Here is a 22,149-nt window from a genome sequence, read left to right on the forward strand (position 1 = left end):
ATTAACCTACACATAGAGCTAAAAAATCAAAAAAGCAAAAGGGGAAACATGAAGAAAAATAAAAAAATACAATTTATACTTTCATCAATAATAAGTGCATCTCCACTACTTTTTACGATCGCGTGTAAAAGCAATGATTATGATAATTCTAATCCTAAAAACAAATTAACAGAATCATTAAAGAACATAAATGATGATAAATTGAATGATTTTATTAACGAATTTACATCTAGCTATCCGACTAAATTAAAACCAGATGAATACAAAAAATTAAATAATAATTTTGTTAAATTAGTTGAAACTTTTATTTTACTAAATGAAAATGTAGAAACTTTTAAAAATGTTTATCAATTAGGATTAATAAACGATGATTTCTATAACCTAAAAATATGACTAGAAACTTTAGTTAATAACAAAATAACTAATTACACATTTATCAATGATTCTCTTGAAATTAACTTAAATAAAATAAATGACTATATCAATAAATTAAAGACATGAAACAATGATAAACAGCTATTTTATAAATTAAATTTTGAAGAGAAATTTGACAAAATCAATAATAATTCATTAGCAAATTTAAAAAATGAAATACTTAAATATTATGATACGCTAGAGATAAATAATGATGAGGAATATATCAATCTTCAAAACAACATATTTTCTTTTATTGCACGTGAAAATAAATATTTAAACAAACTAAACGAAGAACAAAAGAAAATAAAAATTAATGAAATTGAAAATAATTTAAGCCATTTGTTAAATAAAAAAGAAATTGATATTCAATATTTCGAAAATTATTTAGATTATAAACTTAAATTAAATTCAATAAATAGCGAAGCAGAAGAGCTTAATATCAGATATAAAACAGAACTAATTGAACAAATAAGTAAACTAAATTATAAAAAAACACTTAATTTTATAAATGCTATAAAAGAGAATTATATTTATTTTGATTCAGAGGAAGAATATCAAAATTTTAATAAAAAAATTATTCAAATTTTGAATAACATAAGCGAATATTGAAAATTTAAAGAAGAAAATAATATTAATTTATATAATGAAGAAATTAACAATAAAGAAGCACTATTAGTCAATGATATTTTAGAAAATAAAGACATTTCTTTATTTGAATTAAACAAAAATTTAAATGAATATTACTTAATTTCTAACGATATGTTAAATTTAGTCAAAATAAATCAAGAAATAACCATTAAAAATAATGAATATAAAAATAAAATAATCAAATATTTAAGTCATTTTAATGATGAAAATATGAATATTTTAAAAAATAGAATTGTTAATGAATATCCATTTTTAAATAATGAACAATATATTTTATTTAACTATAACATCGATAGATTATTCAATATTATTTCTAAATATAATAAATTAGAAGTAATTGAACCACTTGAAGGTGTTGTGATAAATAAAAATTCAGAAATGTTAACTTTTGAAGAATATTTAAATAAGATATTAAATCAATCAACAATAGATTTAAAAACTATTTTTAGTGATGATTCATTAGAAAAAATAGAGAAGCTTTATGATTTTAAAGTTAAATATTATGAACAAGTAAAAAAACATAATTTAACTATAAGCGACTATATACATTCTTTAGAAAATTACTCATTCAACCAAAATGTAGTTAAAGACATTTATTTAAAAAACAAATCAATTTATTATAATAACCCAAATCAAAAAAATCAATTTATTGAGAAATTAATTAAATTAAACGATAACATTAACATCTTAGAAAGTTTAATCAATGACTATTCACTAGATAATTTATTTAAAGAAGAATTCACTAATGTTATTAATTTAGAAAAAAATAATTACAATTCAAGTAATGCTCTAAAATTAATAGAAAAAATTAAAAATTACATTAAAAATAATTCATTAGCAAACGAATCTATTAATTTAGAACAAGAAAAAAATAAAATAATTGATCTAATATCAAATTCGCAACTTTTATCTAATGAAGAAAAAGAATTATTTAAAGAACAAATTAATAATTCTTACATAAAATACGAGTTTGATTTAAGAAAAAATAATATTGATAATTATTTAAATAAATATCAATTAAAATTAGAAGAAATATTAAATCAAACAAATATAAAACAGAGTATAAAAGATGATCTACACTTATTTATTAAATCAGTTAGAACTAAAGAACAATATCAACAATATTTTGAGTACTTCAAAAACCTTAAGAATAAACTAGAAGAACTAAAAAATGAAATTAATTCATTTAAGGAAAAAATCAAAAGTAAGGAAATAAATAACTTAAAAGAATTCAATTTTTATAAATTATTAAGCGACAAAAGACGCTTATATAAAAACGAATTAAAAAGTTTTGATATTCTTAATTTTGATTCAAGTATATCTGAAATAAATTCCTTTATTTTAGAGATCCAAAAAATAAATAATAGCAATTATGAAAACGATAACATTTCAGCTCTAGACTTATTAAAAAATATTGCTGATGAAAATTTCACACTTGAAAACTACGAAAACGAAAATAGATATCAATTAGATACTTTTAAAACACCAGGTTCATTCAATTTAAAAACTGCTAAATTATTTTTTGACCACTTTGATGATAAAACATACAATTACACTATAAATAACATAAAAATAGTTGGTAACCAGTTAAATCAATTAGAACTATCAGTAACCTTAAAGTTTAAAGGGGTTGAGGAATTTACTTATAATTTCACAAAGGTTAAAACATTCGAAAAAGGAATAATTAACGATTTAAATGATATTGAATATGTTTATATCGATGAGATATTTGATCTAGATTATGATTCATTTAATTCATACACAAAAGATGAATTTCAAAATTTAAAAGCCGCTAAAGTTAACAACTTTATAAAACCACTTTATAGCGGCATAGGAAAATATTTTAAATACCAAATTAATGATTTAAATCTAGACGAATTTAATGTTCTGAACGGATATTTAAACATTACTTTTAATAATCAAATTTTAAAAACTGTTAAACTTAAATCAAATAAAAATATTAATTTCAGAAAAGATAACATAACACAACAAGAATATTGAGATCAGTTAAATTATTCAAAAATAATGGAAATAATTAAATCAAATAGTAAAGAAGCTTTCTTTAATAACTTAACATTAAAAGATCCTAATAATAGATGAAATCACACTGATCATATTGCATCAGAAGCAAAAGAAGCATTAGAAAAATACTACAATATGCCTAAATTTGGAAATTATGAAATCTATATTGCTCAAATTGAGAATATAAATAATTGAAATAGAAGTGCTGATTTTAAACTATGATATAAAAAAGACGGCAAAGAACAACCTTTACCATTAAGTGGTTTAGTAAATAAATTTACAATTAATAACTTTATGTTTTTAAATTATGAAAACATAAAACCTAAAAAAGATATATTTGCTAATTCAGATTTTAACTCAACTGAATATTCTTCTATTGGCGATGATGATAAGCAAATAATCGATAATATTAATGAATCAAATTTCAGTTGACGAAAAACCCTTGCAGCTATGAAAGATGGAAGAAATGAACCTGCTAAGTATTACTATAGAGGCATAAACGTTGCTAATTTAGTTGAACAAAAAGCTTTTATTAAATTAAATTATTTCTTTGAAATTACACATCGTGATGCAGATAAAAGAAAAGGTATTAATTTAGATAAACAGCAGTTCTTACCACTTTCAAGCGACAAATCACTTTATGATTTAGATATTGCTCCATATCTAGATAATAGAATTAATAATATTAATTCAAATTACTTTTATTACTTTTACGATGTACAACAAGAAGGTAATCGTGGAATGAGTTTCAAACTCGGTTGAATAAACAAACATAATTCGAATAAAAGATATACCAATAACAAAACATATCATCTTATTAATATTGTTAATGATTATGAACAAGCAATATATCCAGAAATGATATTAAATAACATTAAATTAAGCGATATTATAATTAATAAAGATGAATTAAATAAACGTAATTTTAGCTATTGAAATACTCATAGAAAAGAATTATTTAATTTAATTACATTTAAAGGAGAAGACTCGAATAGAAATTTAATTTATAGAAACTATAAATTAAATTGAAATAATTTCTATATTTCTTCTGTAAAAGAATTAAACAATCAAATGTACATCAAATTAGGAGTGAATAGTTTCACTTTTGATAGTGATAGTACTAAAAAAATAGAATCACATATATGGTATAAAATTAGCGATAATGAAAACACAAAATATCTAGATAAATTATTAGATAATTCTAATTTAAGTGTAATATATCAAAGCACTAACGAAGTAATTAGACGCAGAATAATTGAGCCATATTGAAGAGATTTGGAATGAAAAATAAATACTGAAGAAAATAATGCTTATTGATATTTAGATAAAAAATATATTGATAAAACCTTACTAAAACCAAATATTAAAAAAGCTAATATAAAATTCAATATAAGAGCCAATATACTTTATAATGATAATTTAAAAGAAGATAGAATTAGAGGTAATAATAAAACATTTAATTGAAATACTTATAACTATAATATAGACTTTCTAGAACTTATGAAGAATAAGATTATTGAGTTTGATAAGTCAATTGAAGTTGATAATTCTGAATTCCAAAATGATTCTAAATTTAAGTATAAAGTAATCTTTATATGAGATGAATTAAAAGGTATTAAAGTTGTAATACAAACAGAAAATAGAGATTATAAAATAGTAATTGACGAACCTGAAACACAATTATTTGAAGAAAATGTTAAATTTGATTCTAATAGATCAATGTTGATATTACCTAATAGTAGCAAAATAACAATTGAATATTGAAACGACGAAGAAAATGAAGATTTTAATGTTGATTCAAATAAATTTAACTATAATGATATTTTCTTCACTGAAGAAAATCAACCAATATTAATTAGTAATGATCCGGAATTTTTATTTAATAAATCAGTGTATTACCCTAACCAAAATGTGCCTTATAAATTCCATGAAGGTTATTTAATGAATCAAGACTCATTAAATTGAAACAAACAAAAAGATTGAGAGTTCTCAAAAAATACATGATTAAGATCAGTTCAAGTAGTCGCATCTAGATGAACTGGATCTACTTCGATTATTGGTAAAGTTAATAATGATCCACATGACTATAGATTTTATTTAGCAACCAATAGACACGTATACAATGGGGGAGTTCATAATTTTGATAAGATTTTAAATATTGAAAATGTTGAAGTTGAAAAACCTTTTAATTTAGTTGTCGCTCCAAAATATAATAAATCAAGTGTTAATAAATATTACGATGTATTATCAAACAATCATCCAGATAGTGTAAAACCAAGCGTTCAATTAATTTGAACTGCCGTTGATCAAAAAGCAGAAAAAGGTTGAGAAGAGTATGATAAAAATAAAAATATAACCGATAAAATCAATAGTTTTTATTGGTTAGGTAAATACAAACCAAGCACATCTGATTTAAGTATATTTATTGCCGATTTTAATAATGTATATAAAGACGCTAAATCTAATGGTCAATTTAACCTCATTTATAAATTAGATCAATTAGCTAATATAGGTGGTGTAAAACTAGATTTTGATAATTCTAAAGATAGGATAACAGTACCATTTGTTAGAGACATCGGTATAATAGGTTATCCTGGTATGAAAATGATGGGACTAATTTATAGAAGACAAGAAATCTATAAAAGTTGATATGAAAAAAATCTTGAAGACATATACGTAAAAATTACTCAAAAAGAAAACGATAACCCAGCTTATTTAGGTGGAGGTGGTTCAGGTAGTGGTATGTATGTAGATAATGATACTTACATAGCAACTTGAGCATCAGGTTGAAAAGGTTATTATACATTTGGTATCAAATATAAAAGTAAATTTGTTAATTATTTTGGAATTAACAATAAAAGTAATAACCCATTTGATTCTAATAACACAAATTCGTTTTATGCTCAAATATTGAGAGCAAATTTAAGTGATCCAAATAAATTTAGTGAACCATGATTTACAAAACTAGATTTTATTGATGAGGATAATGAGTAATATCATTACTATTTAAAAAAAAGAAGCGTAATATTCGCTTCTTTTTTAAATTAATTTTGTTCTTTTGTTGTAATTGGATATCCTGAGTTAAATCCTCTTACATCTTCTTGTTTGGTTGTAATTATAGGGTTTGATTTAGGAGTAGCAACACCTTCGTTAAAGTTGTAGTAATGATCATAGTTAAATCTAAGTTCTTTTTTACCAAAAAAAGTAGAAGAATCATTTTCGTTATTTTCATAGAAAGTTAAATAGTAATTATTTGCTTCTTTGTATGAAACTGGATATTGAATTCTTAAGTTTAGAATTTTATTATTGTTATCATGACCTACAATTAAAACTTTAAGAGGAATTTCACTTTTTTTATTTTCTTCATCCTTATTAATAAAAGCAAATTTTACTTCTTTATCTGGTTTCATGTAGTTGTATTTACCGGTACCATTATTTGTTTTACTTCCTAATACATCATTGACATTAAGTTGATCATTTATTATCTTAACGTTAAAATCAATATATCTACGATCACCATAAATAGTATTTAAAGTAACATTTAAAATCTCAAAATTTGTTGAATAATTTTTAAATTCTCTAAGCGGAATTATTTTTTCAGAAGTTTTGTTTTTACCGTCTTTTGTAAGAGTAAAATTAACAGTTAAAGTAAAATTAGAATTCTTGTGAACACTATTTACAACAGATTTATATTGATCATTATCTGCAATTTTAAATTTTTCTTTTGTTATTGTATTATCGTTGTATCAATTAATAGTTGTTTTATCAAGAACATTAATTTTAACATTATTAGCATAAATTTCTAATTCTTTTTCAACATTATTGTCTATAGCTTCTTTTTCACTTTCGGAATTTTCTAATTTTGTTTTTAAATTATTTATGTATCTAACTTTTTGATAGTCATTAAGAGCATCATATTTTTGAATTTCTTCTTCTAACGAAGTTTTTAATTTACTATATTTTTCTTTTGTTCCAAGAGAATTAATAAGAGTTTGAATTTTTTCTTTTTCAGAATTCGCTTCATTTAAATCATCTTTTTTATATGAATTTATTGTTTCAGATGGTGCAAATTCTGTTGTTCCTGGATTTTTATATAAAATATCAACACCAAAAATATTGAATGGAACTACTTTAGTTTCATTATCGCTATTTGTAATAGTTTGTGGAATTCATGATAATTTTAAATACTTTGCAGAAACATCATTGAATGTTGTTTCAATACGTAATTCATCATCATTTATATGTTTAAATGATCATTCTTTGCCATTAATTGTTACTTTTCCATCATGAACATGTCCAAAATCTTTCATTTTAATTCTTGACTGGTAAGGTACTTTTTCGAAAGTAACACCATCGTTTGAATATTCAAAATAAATTTCGCTTGGTAAAGCTATCTTATTAAAATGTTCTAAATCTTTTGAAAAACTAAAAGCAAATCTTCTAAATAATTTAGGTTGCCCATCAACAGTTTTGAAAGTTATGTAATTTTTATTCTCACCATTTGAATTAGGTTTACTTGTTCATGTATGTGTTTTATTGTTTGTAAATGTTTTTAATTTATCTAAATCTTCAGGATTATCTTCGGAAGATAATTTAGCATCTATTGTAAAGTTAGATTTATTATTCCCGTCCGATAATCAAACTGCACCAGTTCTTCTTAAAAATTTAATAGATAATTTGTATTTAACATTTGGAATTTCTGTATCTGTTACATCTGTTAAAGTGGCTTCAACAACTTTAATAACATCACCATCATCATTGTTTAATGGCTTACTTTCATCAGCGTAATAAATTTCTTTTTTATCTGAATCATTAAATTTTAATTTATACATTCCGGCAGAAATATTTAAACTTTTAGCTTGTTCATCAGAAACATTAAAACTTAAATCTTCTTTAAATATTTGATCAAATCTTACTCCAGTTGAATTAGTTATAATTTCTTGGTAAATAACAGTTTCTTTTTCTGGTGCAATTGGTTTTTTATTAAATGAATTATTTGAAATTGTTGCTTGTTTTTCTTTTGATGTTTCATTTTCTTTTGTAATAGTATATTTAACTATAATTGAGTCTGTTGATTTTTCAGCACTTATAAAATTAAACACAAATCCCTGTTTTTCAGCAGGTATAAAATTATCTTTATTTGCTAAATCAGATTCTTGAACTTTTTCAAATGTTGTTAAAGCAGCATCTTTATATGATCATTCTGTAGATGTATCACCAAAGTTAAATGGTGTTTTAAATCCTGCTTTTCCAATTGTAGCTGTTTTTTCTCCAGATTCTTGTCCATCTTTAGAAACTTTATATGTAACTGTAATTACATCATTTGCTCTTTCAGCTTTTACAAAAGTAAAGTCGAATCCTTCAACTTTAGTAGCTGTAAATTTAGTACCATCTGTTAAAACAGCATTTTCAAATGTTGTTGTAGTTGCTTCAGAATATGTTCATGTTGTTGAAACAGTTGTGAAATCAATTTTATCAGCTTTGAAGCTTGATTTTGCAATTGTAGCTGTTTTTTCTTCAGAATTTTTACCATCTTTAGAAGCTTTATATGTAACTGTAATTACATCATTTGCTCTTTCAGCTTTTACAAAAGTAAAGTCGAATCCTTCAACTTTAGTAGCTGTAAATTTAGTACCATCTGTTAAAACAGCATTTTCAAATGTTGTTGTAGTTGCTTCAGAATATGTTCATGTTGTTGAAACAGTTGTGAAATCAATTTTATCAGCTTTGAAGCTTGATTTTGCAATTGTAGCTGTTTTTTCTTCAGAATTTTTACCATCTTTAGAAGCTTTATATGTAACTGTAATTACATCATTTGCTCTTTCAGCTTTTACAAAAGTAAAGTCGAATCCTTCAACTTTAGTAGCTGTAAATTTAGTACCATCTGTTAAAACAACATCATTAAATGTTGTTGTAGCTGCTTCAGTGTATGTTCATGTTGTTGAAACATTATTTAAGTTTAACACTTCTTGCTTGAAGCTTGATTTTTCAATTGTAGCTGTTTTTTCTTCTGATAGTTGCCCATCTTTAGAAGCTTTATATGTAACTGTAATTAAATTAGAGTCTCTTTCAGCTTTTATAAAACTAAATGTAAACCCTTCTTTCATAGCAGGAACAAAGTTTTCTCCGTTTGTTAAATCAGCTGTTTCGAATATTGTCTCGCTTGAGTTTTTATATGTATATGTTGTTGAAACATTACTGAAGTCAATTGGTTCAGCTTTAAAACTTGATTTTGATATCATAGATGTTTTATCTTCTGATAGTTTCCCATCTTTAGAAGCTTTATATGTAACTGTAATACCACTAGTTGTTTTTTCAGCTTTTATAAATTTAAAACCGTACCCTTCTACATTTTTATAAATGAAGTTATCTGAATTTTTAACATCTGCCTGGGCAAAAGTAATTTGATCGGCATTTTTATATGTAAATGTTGTTGATATGTTTTTAAAATCAACTTTCACTTCATTTTTATTTTTCTTATTAGATTTAGTTGTAGCTACAACAACGGTAGGAACTGTAATGACAGTAACCGCAGCTAAAACTAAACCGAATTTTAATAATTTCCTTTTCATTTTAACCTCTCATTTAATTTAATTATTTTTTTCTCGAGTTATTATACAAATTTTTAGAAAAACGAAAAATATTTTTTTATTCCAAAACTAGTGAGAATAAATTATTTTTTTAACACAAAAATGCCTTATTTATATAAGTTATAATATAATTAATGCTTCATAAGAAAAAGTTATAAGGAGAATAATGAAAAAAATATTTAAAGGAATTATTTATTTACCTTTACCGTTTTTAGTAATTTCATGCAATTCTAACGTAGTAAAAAATAACGTTGAGAATGAAAAAGAAAATAGTAATAATATAAATATCCCAAACGAAGGACAAAATAAATCAAAAACAGAAGAAATAATCGATGATAAAATAAACAACGATGCGACAACAAAAAAAGATGATCAAGCACAAGAAGAAAAGGAAGATAATAATACTAACCAAAATGAAATAAATCAAATTGATGATAATCAAGATATAAAAACAATAAATATTTCAAAAATAAAATTAGTGGATAACAATTTAATTTTTGAACTAGAAAATAATGAAGAAATAAAATTGTTAAATAATTCTAGAACTGTCTTAAACTATAGACTAAAAGAAATTGATAAACAATTAAGTTCAATTACTGATGATTCTATAAAATTTAATATTAATAATATAGATGGCATTGAAATAATTTCGTTAACTTCAGAAAACCAAGATATTAAATTTAATATTTTAAATAAGCAGATAGAAATAGAACAAAAAGAAGAACAAATTATAGATAAGGTAAATAACCCAAAAGATATTTTTAGTAAAAACGAATTTCCAAAAAATATAATAATAAAAGACAATATACAAAATAGAATGGTAATTGAAAGATACTTTCAAAACGAACTATTAAAGTCTATATCATTTATTAACGGTAACTTTATGGAAGAACCAGAAAAATGAACACATTTAAGTTTTCAAACTTTTGATGGTTTTGACGGGTATAAACAAATACCTAATCTACAAGTTAAGTTTAAAGATCCGACAACAAATAACGCTCAAGTTTATATAACTAAAATAATGCCGACGTTAGTTCAAGATAATAACCTAGAAATAGACGATCAAGAAATAATTTTAAACAGAGATATAACAAATTATTTAAATAAAAAGTTTTTTAATAAAAAGATTTCTTTTTATATAAAAACAACAACTTCATTTCAAGTGTTAACTTTTAACTACACATTTGATCTTGATTTACTAATTCAAACGCCACTAAAAACAGTTGATGACAGTAATAATTTTGAAATTAATGCAGAAATAGTGAACAATAATTTAAAAGTTAGAATAAAACCTTTAAATAAAAATAAAATATCATTTGATAAATTAGAAGAAAATGGATTGTTAGTAGATAAATTATCAACAGTAACATCTGTTTCATATTTCACTAATCAAGAACAAGAATTTACTTTATTTAGTAAACCTACAAATCAAAATTTATCTACATTAAATTCTAATGAAGATTTCTACAACAATAATACTAGTGCTAAACTTCTTGACGTTGCTAACAATCAAGATGAATTATTCAAAAAAATTAGGGAACGTGTTTTTGTTGTTGGTGGCGGAACTATGACTATGTTATCTAAAGTAAAGCCTAGTGATGATAATGATTTTAGATATTACTTTATAACAAATAGACATGTGGTAGATATATTAAAAAATAGATGGTCAGACCATAGAGTCATGAAAAAAATGATGATACCACATAGTAATGATAGTTTGGTAAGAAATGCTGATAGAAGTATTTCAATAGACATTAATAAAGAATGATTTGAATTCGGTTTTTGAGAATCATCAAACCAAACTAATACAAGTGGTGTTTTAAAAAACGATGGTACACAAAACGCCGACTTTGCAATCTCTATAATTGACATTAAACCTATAATAAATAAAGCACAAAACGAAAATAATATTAATATCTTAAATTATCTAAACAACTGAAAAACTTTAAAAGCAATTAAGTTAAGTCCTCATTCTAAATATTTATCCGAACATTCAAATGTAGACTTTAGAATCGGAAGTTTCCCTCTAGATAATTTTGCAGGATTTAGTGGAAGAAGATATAGAGAACATATAATAAATAAAATAGATAAAATTATTTTAAATGATCAAGCGCAAGAATTTGAAAAATATGGTCATTTTAGAACATTTGTTCTAAAAGATACACCTTCAAATAAATTGGATTTAATCTCAGGTGCTTCAGGAAGTGTTGTTTTTGATAATAACTTAAATATGGTTGCACTATTTATGCAAAACATCGGAAACGATGACCGATATGGTTTTGGTCTATTGGCATCACCTGATTATGATTATTTTGGTTTTAATTCAAATAATAACCCTAACTCATTTAAGAACAAATTAACTTCAGAAATTTCAAAGAATCCAAGCAAATTTGAACTTATTGATTTTTAAATTAAAAAATCCTCATTGATTTGAGGATTTTTTAATTAATTATTTTCTACAGCAATTAAATTGTTTAATTCGCTTATTTTATCATTAAAACTTGATTCATTATAAGTTCCATAGAATAAAGTTCTAGCTTCTTGAACTTTGGTACGAATTTGATTAATTTTTTCTTCATTACCTTCACTACTTAAACCTTCGGCATAAGCTATCACTTCGTTTATTTTATCTAATAAACCTCTTTTTGAATCATTTTCATATGTAAATGTTGGTTCAACATCATAAGAATTGGCATCATTATCTTTATATTGAAAATCTAATTTACGGAAACCTACTAAGCTATTTTCAATTCTACCGTTCAATGATTCTAATTGGTTTCTTTGCGGTTCTCAAGCAAATCTTATGTATTTTGCTTCAAATGGAACAAAGTTAATTTCAGGTCTGAAGTATGCATTTGTATCATTCATATTAACATTATATGTTTCAAAGTATTTTTGAGCAGTTCTATCGCTATTTGCTTGACCACTATATAGACGATAAGAACCAAAATCCTTGAAGTCAACTTTATTTTGATATTTAGCATTAATTCATTTTTTACCATCATTTGAATATTGAATATATGATTTTTCCGGTAATATTAATTTACTATCTAGACGACTAGCTCCAGATCAATAACTTATATCAACTCTATAAAATACTTTAGGTTGATCACCATTAATTTTAATTGTAATGTAGTTTTTATCGTTAGTTTGATCTTTGTTATGTTTATTTCATGTATCTCAACGGTTATCTCTTGGTGTGCTAATAATTTTGTTTATACCTGGCTCATTTGAATTTTCTTGATCAAATGTAAACTCACTTAAATGGCTTGAAAGTCATTTACGTTGATTATCAGGAACTTGAACGTTCATAAAGTTTAAGTGTAATTCATATCTTAATTTTTTAAATGCATTTTCACTATAGAAACCAGTTAATTCCGCATATATAGTTCTAGTTTTACCATTTTGAATATTGCTTGAGTTTTCATCTTTATGATAAATAGTTTTTTCTTGACCTTCAAGGAATTTTATCTTATAAACACCAGGTTTAATACCTTGCTCTTTAGCACTATTATCGTCTTCTTTAATTGTAATAGTTCTTTGTTTATTAAATAAATCATCAAATCTTAAAGAAGTAGAATATGTAGTAACTGTATGCTTAATAACTCTAGATTCTTCTGGTTCAGCAGGAGTATCTATAAATATATCTTTACTTATTGTTTTTGAGAAAGGATGTTTATTTCCGAAATTATCAATAGTTAAATTAACTGTAATTTGATTTTCATCATGTGAAATAGATACATACTCAGGAATATAGTAAGGATTTGTATAACTAATAGCTATTTCTTTAGTAGCAAAAGAAGCTTTCTCACTTTCAGAATCAATCTTTTCTTTTACCTTATTTCAGTTGTAGTTTCCAGGGTTGTTAAAATCTACATAAACTCCATTTGTAATTTCGTTTAATTCTTGATCTGTTAATTTAAATTCATGTTTTTCAATAAAGTTAACAAAGACTTGAGAATATTCATTGTTATATTTTAATTTATATGTAACTTTAATTCTATTTTTTGAATCATCTTTAACCGCATCAATATATTCGAAAGTTGCACCAGTATCTCCCGGTACAAATTCTATATTTTCATTTGCAATTTCATTGTTCCCTGTTGTTACAACTTGGTCAAAGTGAATGTTTTGAGAATCTTTATATTTAACTTTCACTTTTTTATTTAAATATGAAAAGTTAACGTTGTTAAAGTTATTTGATGTTGTTGTTTGGTATGTTGTTGAAGATTCAACAGTATCCTTTACAATTTTATAATCAACTAAAATTTTATTATTGTCTATTTTTTTAGCACTAATAAATTTGTATTTAAGATCACTACCTGCAAATGTGTAATTTTCAGGTTTGTTAATTTGTTCGTTTGTTAATGAATTAAAGTCAGAAAAATCTTCACTATCAAATGTAACTGTTGTCTTAGTGTATGCTGAATTAAATTCTGTTTTTAATTTTTCGTCATTATTTTCAGGAGTTACTTCTTGATCAGTAGATCCCTCTGTATCTGTATTTTCTTTTTCTCCATTATCTGTTGATTCTATATTTTTCTTAATAATAAACTCAAATGGTTGTGATGAATATGAATCATTTGAAATTGTATATTGAACAATTATTTCTTTTTCGAAATTATATGCTGAAATAGGATTGATAACATAACCTTCTATTGTATTATTAGATATTTTTGTTAAATCTAATTTAGAAGCATTATTTGAAAGATCGCCCATGTTTTTATAAGTGAAAACAACTTGAGAACTTAGTTCATCAAAATTAGGAACATCTTTTTTAACCGAAATAATAGGAGTATTATTTAAAAAACTTGTTTTTTGAATAATTGTTTTCATTTCTTTAGAAATAAGGTTTTTGTAACTTAATTTAAAATTAATACTTATACCTTGTTCAACTTTATTTGCTGATAAAAATTGAATTTTATAATTAGAAGGAGCTGATAAGATATAGTTTTCTTGATTATTAACTTGTTCGTTTGTTAATTCATCATAATTAGTAATACTTGCATTTTTGAATGTTGATTCTACTACAATGTTAGTAAATACACTTTCCTTAGATTGAGGTTTTTGGATATTTGAAGCACTGCTACATGCAATAACTGTTATAGGTAAAACCGACATCATTGAACTAGCAATTAATATTTTCTTTAGTTTTTTATTCATTATCTTCCTCTTCATTGTTGTAATTATTTTCATAGAATCATGGAGCTCTATATCCATTTGGATCTTTTAAGTTTGCTCTCAGAATTTGACTAGCAAATGAGTGAATATTTTTAACATCAAATGGATTTTGATTATTAATATTTGTTCCCATTAAGTTATATTGTTTAGTTAAGTATCTAAACGCATAACTATCATACCCTTTATTACCACCTCATCAAGTAGCAAAATATGTATTATCATCTAGATATAAACTTGTTCCTGATCCACCTTTTCCTAAATAAACAGGCGCATAATTTGATTGAGTACCAATTCCTATTTGATCATCTTTTTCATGAGTATATGAAGGTCATGGTCTACGGTTTATTATTCCAGACATTTGACCATGTGGATATCCAATAGAAGCAATATTTCTATTTGCAGGTACTGAAACATATCCTTTTTGGTAGTCAACATTAAATTTAACTTCACCTATATATTTATTTATATAATCTAACTTATAAACTATATTCATTTTTCCGTCACGTTTAGCATCATTATATTGTTTATTAAAATCAGCAACAAATATAGTCATGTCTATTTTACTTAAATCATTGCCACCTTCGTTTTCATTTTTTTGATCTAATCCAGTTCAAAATACATCTGTATCAGTTTCGATTTTATCAATCATTTTCTTTCAAGAAACTTTTTGGAAATAATCTCAATATCTACTTATGTAGTTATCCCTAAATTTAGATCCTAAATTTAAACCATAATTTCAAGTATTATTTGGAATTTCATTAAATTTATGAACATTATCACCTATAACGTGTCTATTTGTTATTAAATAATATTTGTGATCATTAATATCATCATTTACTTTTCCTATAATAGATGTTGAACCAATAGCACCATTTGATCAATCTCAATTTTTAGGTCTTGTATAAGCTAAGAATTGAACTGATCTCATTCAAGTATCTTTAACTAACTCTCAATCATCTTGTTTGTTTCAGTTAATTACATCTAAATCCATTAAATAACCTTCATGTAATTTATATGGTACATTTTGGTTAGGGTAATATACTTCATTATTTTTAAGATAACTTGTATCATTACTAAACATAATAGGTTGGTTGTTATCTGTATAGAAAGTATCATTGTAATCAAATTTATTTGATTCAATTTTAAAATCTTCATGTTCAAGAGAGCTTGTGTAAGTCATTATAACTTCTGAAGCAGCAGGTAATACAACTATTGCTTTTTCAGAATCAAATTTTTTGTTATCTTGAAATTTAAGTAAATCAGGATCATTTATTACAATCTTATTATTTTTATCATTTGTATCAATAATAACTTTAATACCTTTGTTTGGTTCTCATTTAAAAATAACTTTGTAGTCTATGAATGAATTTTCTGTTCCTGAGTTTACGTGTTTATTAAAAATAATAACCTTATCTTCTTTTAATTTGTTAAAGTTAATTGAATATCTATTATCCTCACTAGAATTTGTAATTCTATTTGATTTGTTGCTATCGTTTAAAAGAACGTTTGCATGAATTATAAAATCTAAAGTTGATGATGTGGTTGTATTTTCTAGTAATGTTTTTTCTAAATATTTTTTATCTAAATATCAATAAACATTTTGTTCTTTTTTATCATAATTTCAAAATACATCTTTTCAGTATGGCTCGATTAATCTTTTTCTTATAATTTCATTCTCAGAGTTATAAACTGTAATTAAATTAGATGATTTATCCACTCTAAATTGATCATATAAATTAAGTGTAGCATTTGAACCTTTTTCAGTACTTGAAAATCCAGAGATTTTATATCATGATTTACCAATAAAATCTTTAGCAACGTTATGCGCAGGATCGTAACCTTCAACTTTTAATTGAACATATGCTTCATCATTGTTTAATTTTAAAATATTATTAACTTTAAATCTATTTGCTTTTATTTTAAAGTCGTTATATGATACAAACCCATCTTTATCTTTGTCTTTAAGTGCTATGGCATTATTTAATTCATCTTTGTGAGAAATAAAGTAATTTAAATCATGTGACGAAATGATTGAATTGTTAATTGTTAAATCACTTAATTTAATATTATTTAACATTATTTCAGGGTATAAAGCTTGCTCATAATCGTTAACAAGATTAATTAGGCTATAAACTTTACCATTTGTATATCTAATATTATTGTTATTTTTATTAATTCATCCTATTTTAAAGTTTAAACCTCTACGACCTACTAATTCTAAATCATAAAAGTAGTAAAAGTAATTTGTTAAAAGGTTAAATAAATCATCATTAACAACCTCTACATCTTTATTGTAAATTTTGTTTCTATTTTCAACTCCGATAAAATCTTCACCATCTAATAATTCACCTTTTACAGCTTTATCTCTAGTTGTACCGTTTAAGTTGTACTCACCTTGATTTGCTTGCCTTACTTTAATACTAATAAAGTAGTTAAGTTTATTGTATGCTTTTTGTTTTAATAACGAAACCGGATTTAGGGTTCTATAGTCAATTTTAACAGTTTCCGAACCTTTTCTTTCGACTGTACCCATACCAAGATTTCATCCAAGTGATGATTCATTAATTTTATCCATTAAGTTTTTATGGTCGCTAGATAAACCTTCAATTGTAAATCCTTCACCTTTAAAATCATTTTCTGTGAATTTTTCACCTTTAGGTTTAATATCCTCATATTTTAGGAACATAAAATCATTTATTTCAAATTGATTTTTTAGTCCTGTTGCCGGTTTAGGTGCAACAACTCCATCAATTGTGTATCATAATTTTATATTAGCTTTGTGATCTTGATCTTTTACATTAGTAACTTCATCAATATAAATTTCATATTTACCAAATTTAGGCATTTGGTAATATTTTGTCATTTTTTCTTTCGCTTGAGAAGCGATAAAATCAGAGTGATTTCATCTGACTTTTGGATCTTTTAATGTAACATTTAAGAAAAAATCAGCTTTACTATTTGAATGAATAATATCTAATATTTTCTTTTCGTTAATTTTATCTCAGTACTCTTCTTTAGAACCGCTTCTAGATTGGAAGTTTCTTTCAGTATTTAATTGAGCTGATTTTAAGATTTGGTTATTAAATAAGACGTTTACATATCCATAAACTTTACCAAAACTAACAAAAATGTCAGAAATATTGTATTTAAAGTATTTGTTTAAACCATAATTTTTAGGAACGAATATTTCTTCTTTTTGTTCATTAGTTAAGGCATTAAATTCTTTTTTAGTATATGAATTTAATAATTCATAATTAACGTTAAATAATGAATCAATTGTATCTAAAGTAATACTTTCATATTCAGCTAAAGCACCATTGGTGTACTCTTTTGATTTTTTAAAGGTATAAGAGAAATTATCAACTCCTTTAATTTTGGCTTCAATAGTTACTTCTAATGTATTTAACGCTTCACCAGTAAGTTTTAAATCTTTAATTGTAAAATTAAATTTGTCTGTATCAAAGTGATCGAAGAAAATATTTGCATTACCGAAATTAAATGAACCTGCATTTTTAATTGAATCTAAATTATATTTAGTTTCACCTTCGTAATTTTCTAAATTGAAAACTGATTCAGTATTATCTTTTAAATATTCTGTAGCAGTTTTATTATCAGGATTTACTAATGATTCAACAGTTTCTAATTCAGTTAAAAGATTTTTTACTGAATCAATATTTGAATCCATATTACTTAAATCAAAAGTTTTTAAAGAGTTATTTTTAAAGATTTTTCTATTTTTATTTAAAAATAAATAAAATTCATATTCTTTTTTACCGTTAATAGTTCCAGAATTAATATTTGATTTAAATTCATTAATTTTTGAACTTAAAGTTTCTAAACTTTTTACCAATTCTTTGAATTTAGTTAAGAAAGTATCAAATTTAAAGTAATCATTAAGTTGTGAAGTAATAATAACTAAATCGTTTTTTATATCTGTATCAATTAGTGAATTTTTAATTAAATTATTTAATTCCTCTTCTTTTTCTTTAAAGTCACCATTGTGTTTAAATATTGTTTCTAATATTTCACTTAATTCTGACATTGTAAATGAATTTTCTATTTTTACTTTTAATTCATTTTTAGAATCTGCAGATAAGTTTTGATCATCTTTAATTTTATTTAAAGCTTCTTGTTTTTTAGCTTCAAAACCTTCTTCAGTGCTTTGTAAGTTATTTTCTTTGATTTTTAATTTTAATTCGTTAAGTGATTCCTCAAATAAACTAAAATTATTATCTTCATTAAAATCACTTACTACAGCACTAAAAAATGCTTCAAAAGGAGGAAGAATATTAGTAAAGTTATAATTATCAAAAATAGATTTGATATTTGTTATTTTTTTATCAGTTTCTAGTAATTTTTCAATTAATTCTCTTTTTGTTGTTGGGTTATCATAAGCTTTTGACTTTAATTGTAAATATATATCTTTTGTTGTTTGATTTTTAAAATCATAATTATCTAAATTAGATACGTATAAATTCATTTTAGCGTTATTATCTAAAATTAATTTATTTTTAATTTTGCTTAATGAAATTAATTCAACTAATTTTTCATTATTTTCTTGATTAAGATCATTAAAATTAAAAGTATTTGTGCTTGCAATATTATCAAAAAATTCTTTTGAATTGTTTAATTTTTCATCATCACTAAATTTAACACTTACCCCTTCTTCTAATCTAGTTAAATTAATTTTTAAGTATTCATTTAATAATGTAGAAAAAGTACTTAAACTGTCGTTTAATACTAAATATTCATCTGAATTTGTTTTATGTGGGTATGAATTTAAAAGATTCTTTTTAAATTCAACAAATTTAGGTGTATTTAAACTTTCTAAATTTTGTTCTAAACTGGTCTTAAATAAATTATATTGATTTTCTTTTATTTTATCTATGTCTGTAATAATAGTTTTTGAATTATTTGCTAAATCTAAACTGTAATTAGCAAAATTAATTGTTTTTTGATTTACAACAGAATTTAATCTATCTAAATTATGTTTAATTTTATTTTCTAATTCATAATTTACTTCTAAATTTGTAAATTTATATTCAACTTTCGATGAAGTTTCGTAACTAGCAAGAATTGACTCAATATTTTTATTTAATGAAATGTATTCACTTTCGTTATTTAAATATGGATATTGTTCTAAAATTCTTGATAAAACAGGTTGAATCTCATTATTATTTTTATATTCTTTTAGAGAATTACCCAATTTAGTCATGTAGGTTTCTCTTGTTTTATTATCTGTTTTTTTAGGTGTATTTGACTTGTTTTTAGTCAATAAAATACCTAAAGTTGAAAAGCTGGCAACTACACCAATACCTATCAACGAAGATAATAATAGTATCTTTTTGTTATTTTTAATTTTCATTCTACTCCTTAATGATTTTCACTTAAATTTTGATGTTTTATATTATATATTATAATCAATAAAACTATTTTTTTAATTATTTTAAATAATAACTATTTTTTAAAAAAATAAACTATAAATACAATAAGCATTTCTTTGTATTAAAATGTTAAAAAGTGTATTTTTTATTTAAAAAAATATGTTTTTATAACTTTTAAAAAGTTTTATAATATATTTTAGCTAATAAATAATTATAAATAAAGGAGCAAAAATGAATAAATTTGATGTAGCTATAATAGGTGCTGGTCCTGGTGGTTACACACTAGCAGCAATACTTGCAAATAATGGTAAAAAAGTAGCATTATTTGAGAAAAAACATTTTGGTGGAACATGTGTAAATGAAGGGTGTGTTTCTTCTAAAACACTAATTAAATCTGCTAAATTAATAGATGCAATTAATAATTCAAATAAATATGGTGTGTTATCTCAAGAATTAGGTTTTGATTTTGATAAAATTCAGCAAAGAAGAATTGATAATAAAAAGAAATTAAATAACGGTATTAAAAACACATTAGAAAGCGCTAATGTAAATATTTTCTTTGAAGATGCAACTGTAATTGACGAACATACAATTGAAACTAAAACAACTAAAATAGAGTTTGATAAATTAGTTTTAGCTACCGGTGCTAGTGCAAGAGAATTAAATTTAAAAGGATTCGCAGAAGCAAAAGAACAAGGTAAATTAATTGATTCAACAGGAGCTTTAGAACTTACAAGCGTTCCTAAAAAATTAACAATAATAGGTGGTGGTCCTGTTTCTTTAGAGTTCGCATATTTATATTCAACACTTGGATCTGAAGTAACAATTTTAGAAGCAAGAACTTTCATGGGTAATTTTGAAACAGAATTACAAAATTCAGTTAAAACATACCTTGTAAACAAAGGTATTAAAATTTATGAAAATGTAAAAATTATTGAATTTAATGGTGATAATTTAGTTACTGAAATTGATAATAAAGTAGTTAAATTTAACTCAGATAAAACACTTTTAGCAATTGGTAGAGTTCCAAATAACGATTCATTCAAGTCATTAAATTTAAAATTAAACCAACGTGGATTTGTCGAAGTTAATAAACACATGCAAACAAGTTTAGAACATGTTTATGCATTAGGTGATTTAACAGGTTTAATGATGTTATCAACAGTTGCTTATAAAACTGCAGATATAATTGCTAACCACATTTTAGAAAATGGTAACGATGAAGAATTTGATCCAAAAAGTATTCCTTGAGCAGTTTATTTAAATCCTGAATTCGCTGGTATCGGATACACAGAAGCAGAATTAAAAAATAACGGAATCGAATATGATGTTTTAATGATTAATGCTGGTAAGTTACCTAGAGCACATGCCGATGGTTTAGATATGGAATTAGGATTTTTAAAATTCTTAGTTGATAAAAATTCTGGACTTATTTTAGGTGCTTCTATGTTTATTGAAGGTGCACATTTAATAATCAATCAAATTGCACAAGCAATTAAAAATAAAAATAAATTTATCGACCTAGAAAAAGTATCATTTACACACCCAACAATAGCAGAAGCTGTGTATTATGCAGCTAGAAACTATTCATTTAGACCAAATAAATAAACGATAAATGAAAAGATGTTTGTAAACCAAATATCTTTTTTATACTAAATTTAAGAAGATAAAACTATAGTTAAAAATTAAACTTTACACCTTTAAGTAAAGGTATTAAATTTAAAGAAAAATAAAATATTGCATTTCTAGTAAAAAGCGAAAATAATCAATTTTTTATCATCAAAAAATCAACTTATTATCAAAAAAAAAAAAAAAAAACGTTCTTTTAAACCTTAAAATAAGGGCTAAAAAATTTTTGTAGCATCAAGATTATAATAAAAATTTCTAACTTAATATTATATAATAAA

At 23.9% G+C, this 22,149-nt stretch carries 6 protein-coding genes; 3 read left to right on the forward strand and 3 right to left on the reverse strand.

The annotated features are described in order from the left end of the window. Positions 1–48: 48 nt before the first annotated feature. On the forward strand, positions 49–6,081 hold the full coding sequence (locus HTZ87_RS01940) for an MGA_1079 family surface serine endopeptidase (protein ID WP_174892887.1): 6,033 nt from the start codon (positions 49–51) through the stop codon (positions 6,079–6,081). A gap of 50 nt (positions 6,082–6,131) precedes the next feature. Here the strand turns inward: HTZ87_RS01940 and HTZ87_RS01945 are convergent, their stop codons facing one another. Continuing rightward, positions 6,132–9,659 (reverse strand): hypothetical protein, encoded by a 3,528-nt coding sequence (locus HTZ87_RS01945; RefSeq protein ID WP_174892888.1) that lies wholly within the window; start codon positions 9,657–9,659, stop codon positions 6,132–6,134. A gap of 184 nt (positions 9,660–9,843) precedes the next feature. Between HTZ87_RS01945 and HTZ87_RS01950 the strand changes: the two genes are divergently transcribed. Beyond that, positions 9,844–12,087 (forward strand): hypothetical protein, encoded by a 2,244-nt coding sequence (locus HTZ87_RS01950; RefSeq protein WP_174892889.1) that lies wholly within the window; start codon positions 9,844–9,846, stop codon positions 12,085–12,087. A 35-nt stretch (positions 12,088–12,122) separates the two neighbouring features. Here the strand turns inward: HTZ87_RS01950 and HTZ87_RS01955 are convergent, their stop codons facing one another. Continuing rightward, complete coding sequence (locus tag HTZ87_RS01955; protein ID WP_174892890.1) at positions 12,123–14,840, reverse strand: hypothetical protein; 2,718 nt, start codon at positions 14,838–14,840, stop codon at positions 12,123–12,125. Beyond that, on the reverse strand, positions 14,833–20,223 hold the full coding sequence (locus HTZ87_RS01960) for an MGA_1079 family surface serine endopeptidase (RefSeq protein ID WP_174892891.1): 5,391 nt from the start codon (positions 20,221–20,223) through the stop codon (positions 14,833–14,835). The genes HTZ87_RS01955 and HTZ87_RS01960 overlap by 8 nt, the downstream gene beginning before the upstream one ends. Positions 20,224–20,473: 250 nt before the next feature. On the opposite strand from HTZ87_RS01960, the gene HTZ87_RS01965 reads away from it, so the two are divergent. Beyond that, complete coding sequence (locus HTZ87_RS01965; protein WP_174892892.1) at positions 20,474–21,850, forward strand: dihydrolipoyl dehydrogenase; 1,377 nt, start codon at positions 20,474–20,476, stop codon at positions 21,848–21,850. The last annotated feature ends 299 nt before the right edge of the window (positions 21,851–22,149 follow it).

This window comes from Mycoplasma sp. OR1901 (assembly GCF_013348745.1).
Lineage (GTDB): Bacteria > Bacillota_I > Bacilli_A > Mycoplasmatales > Metamycoplasmataceae > Mycoplasmopsis.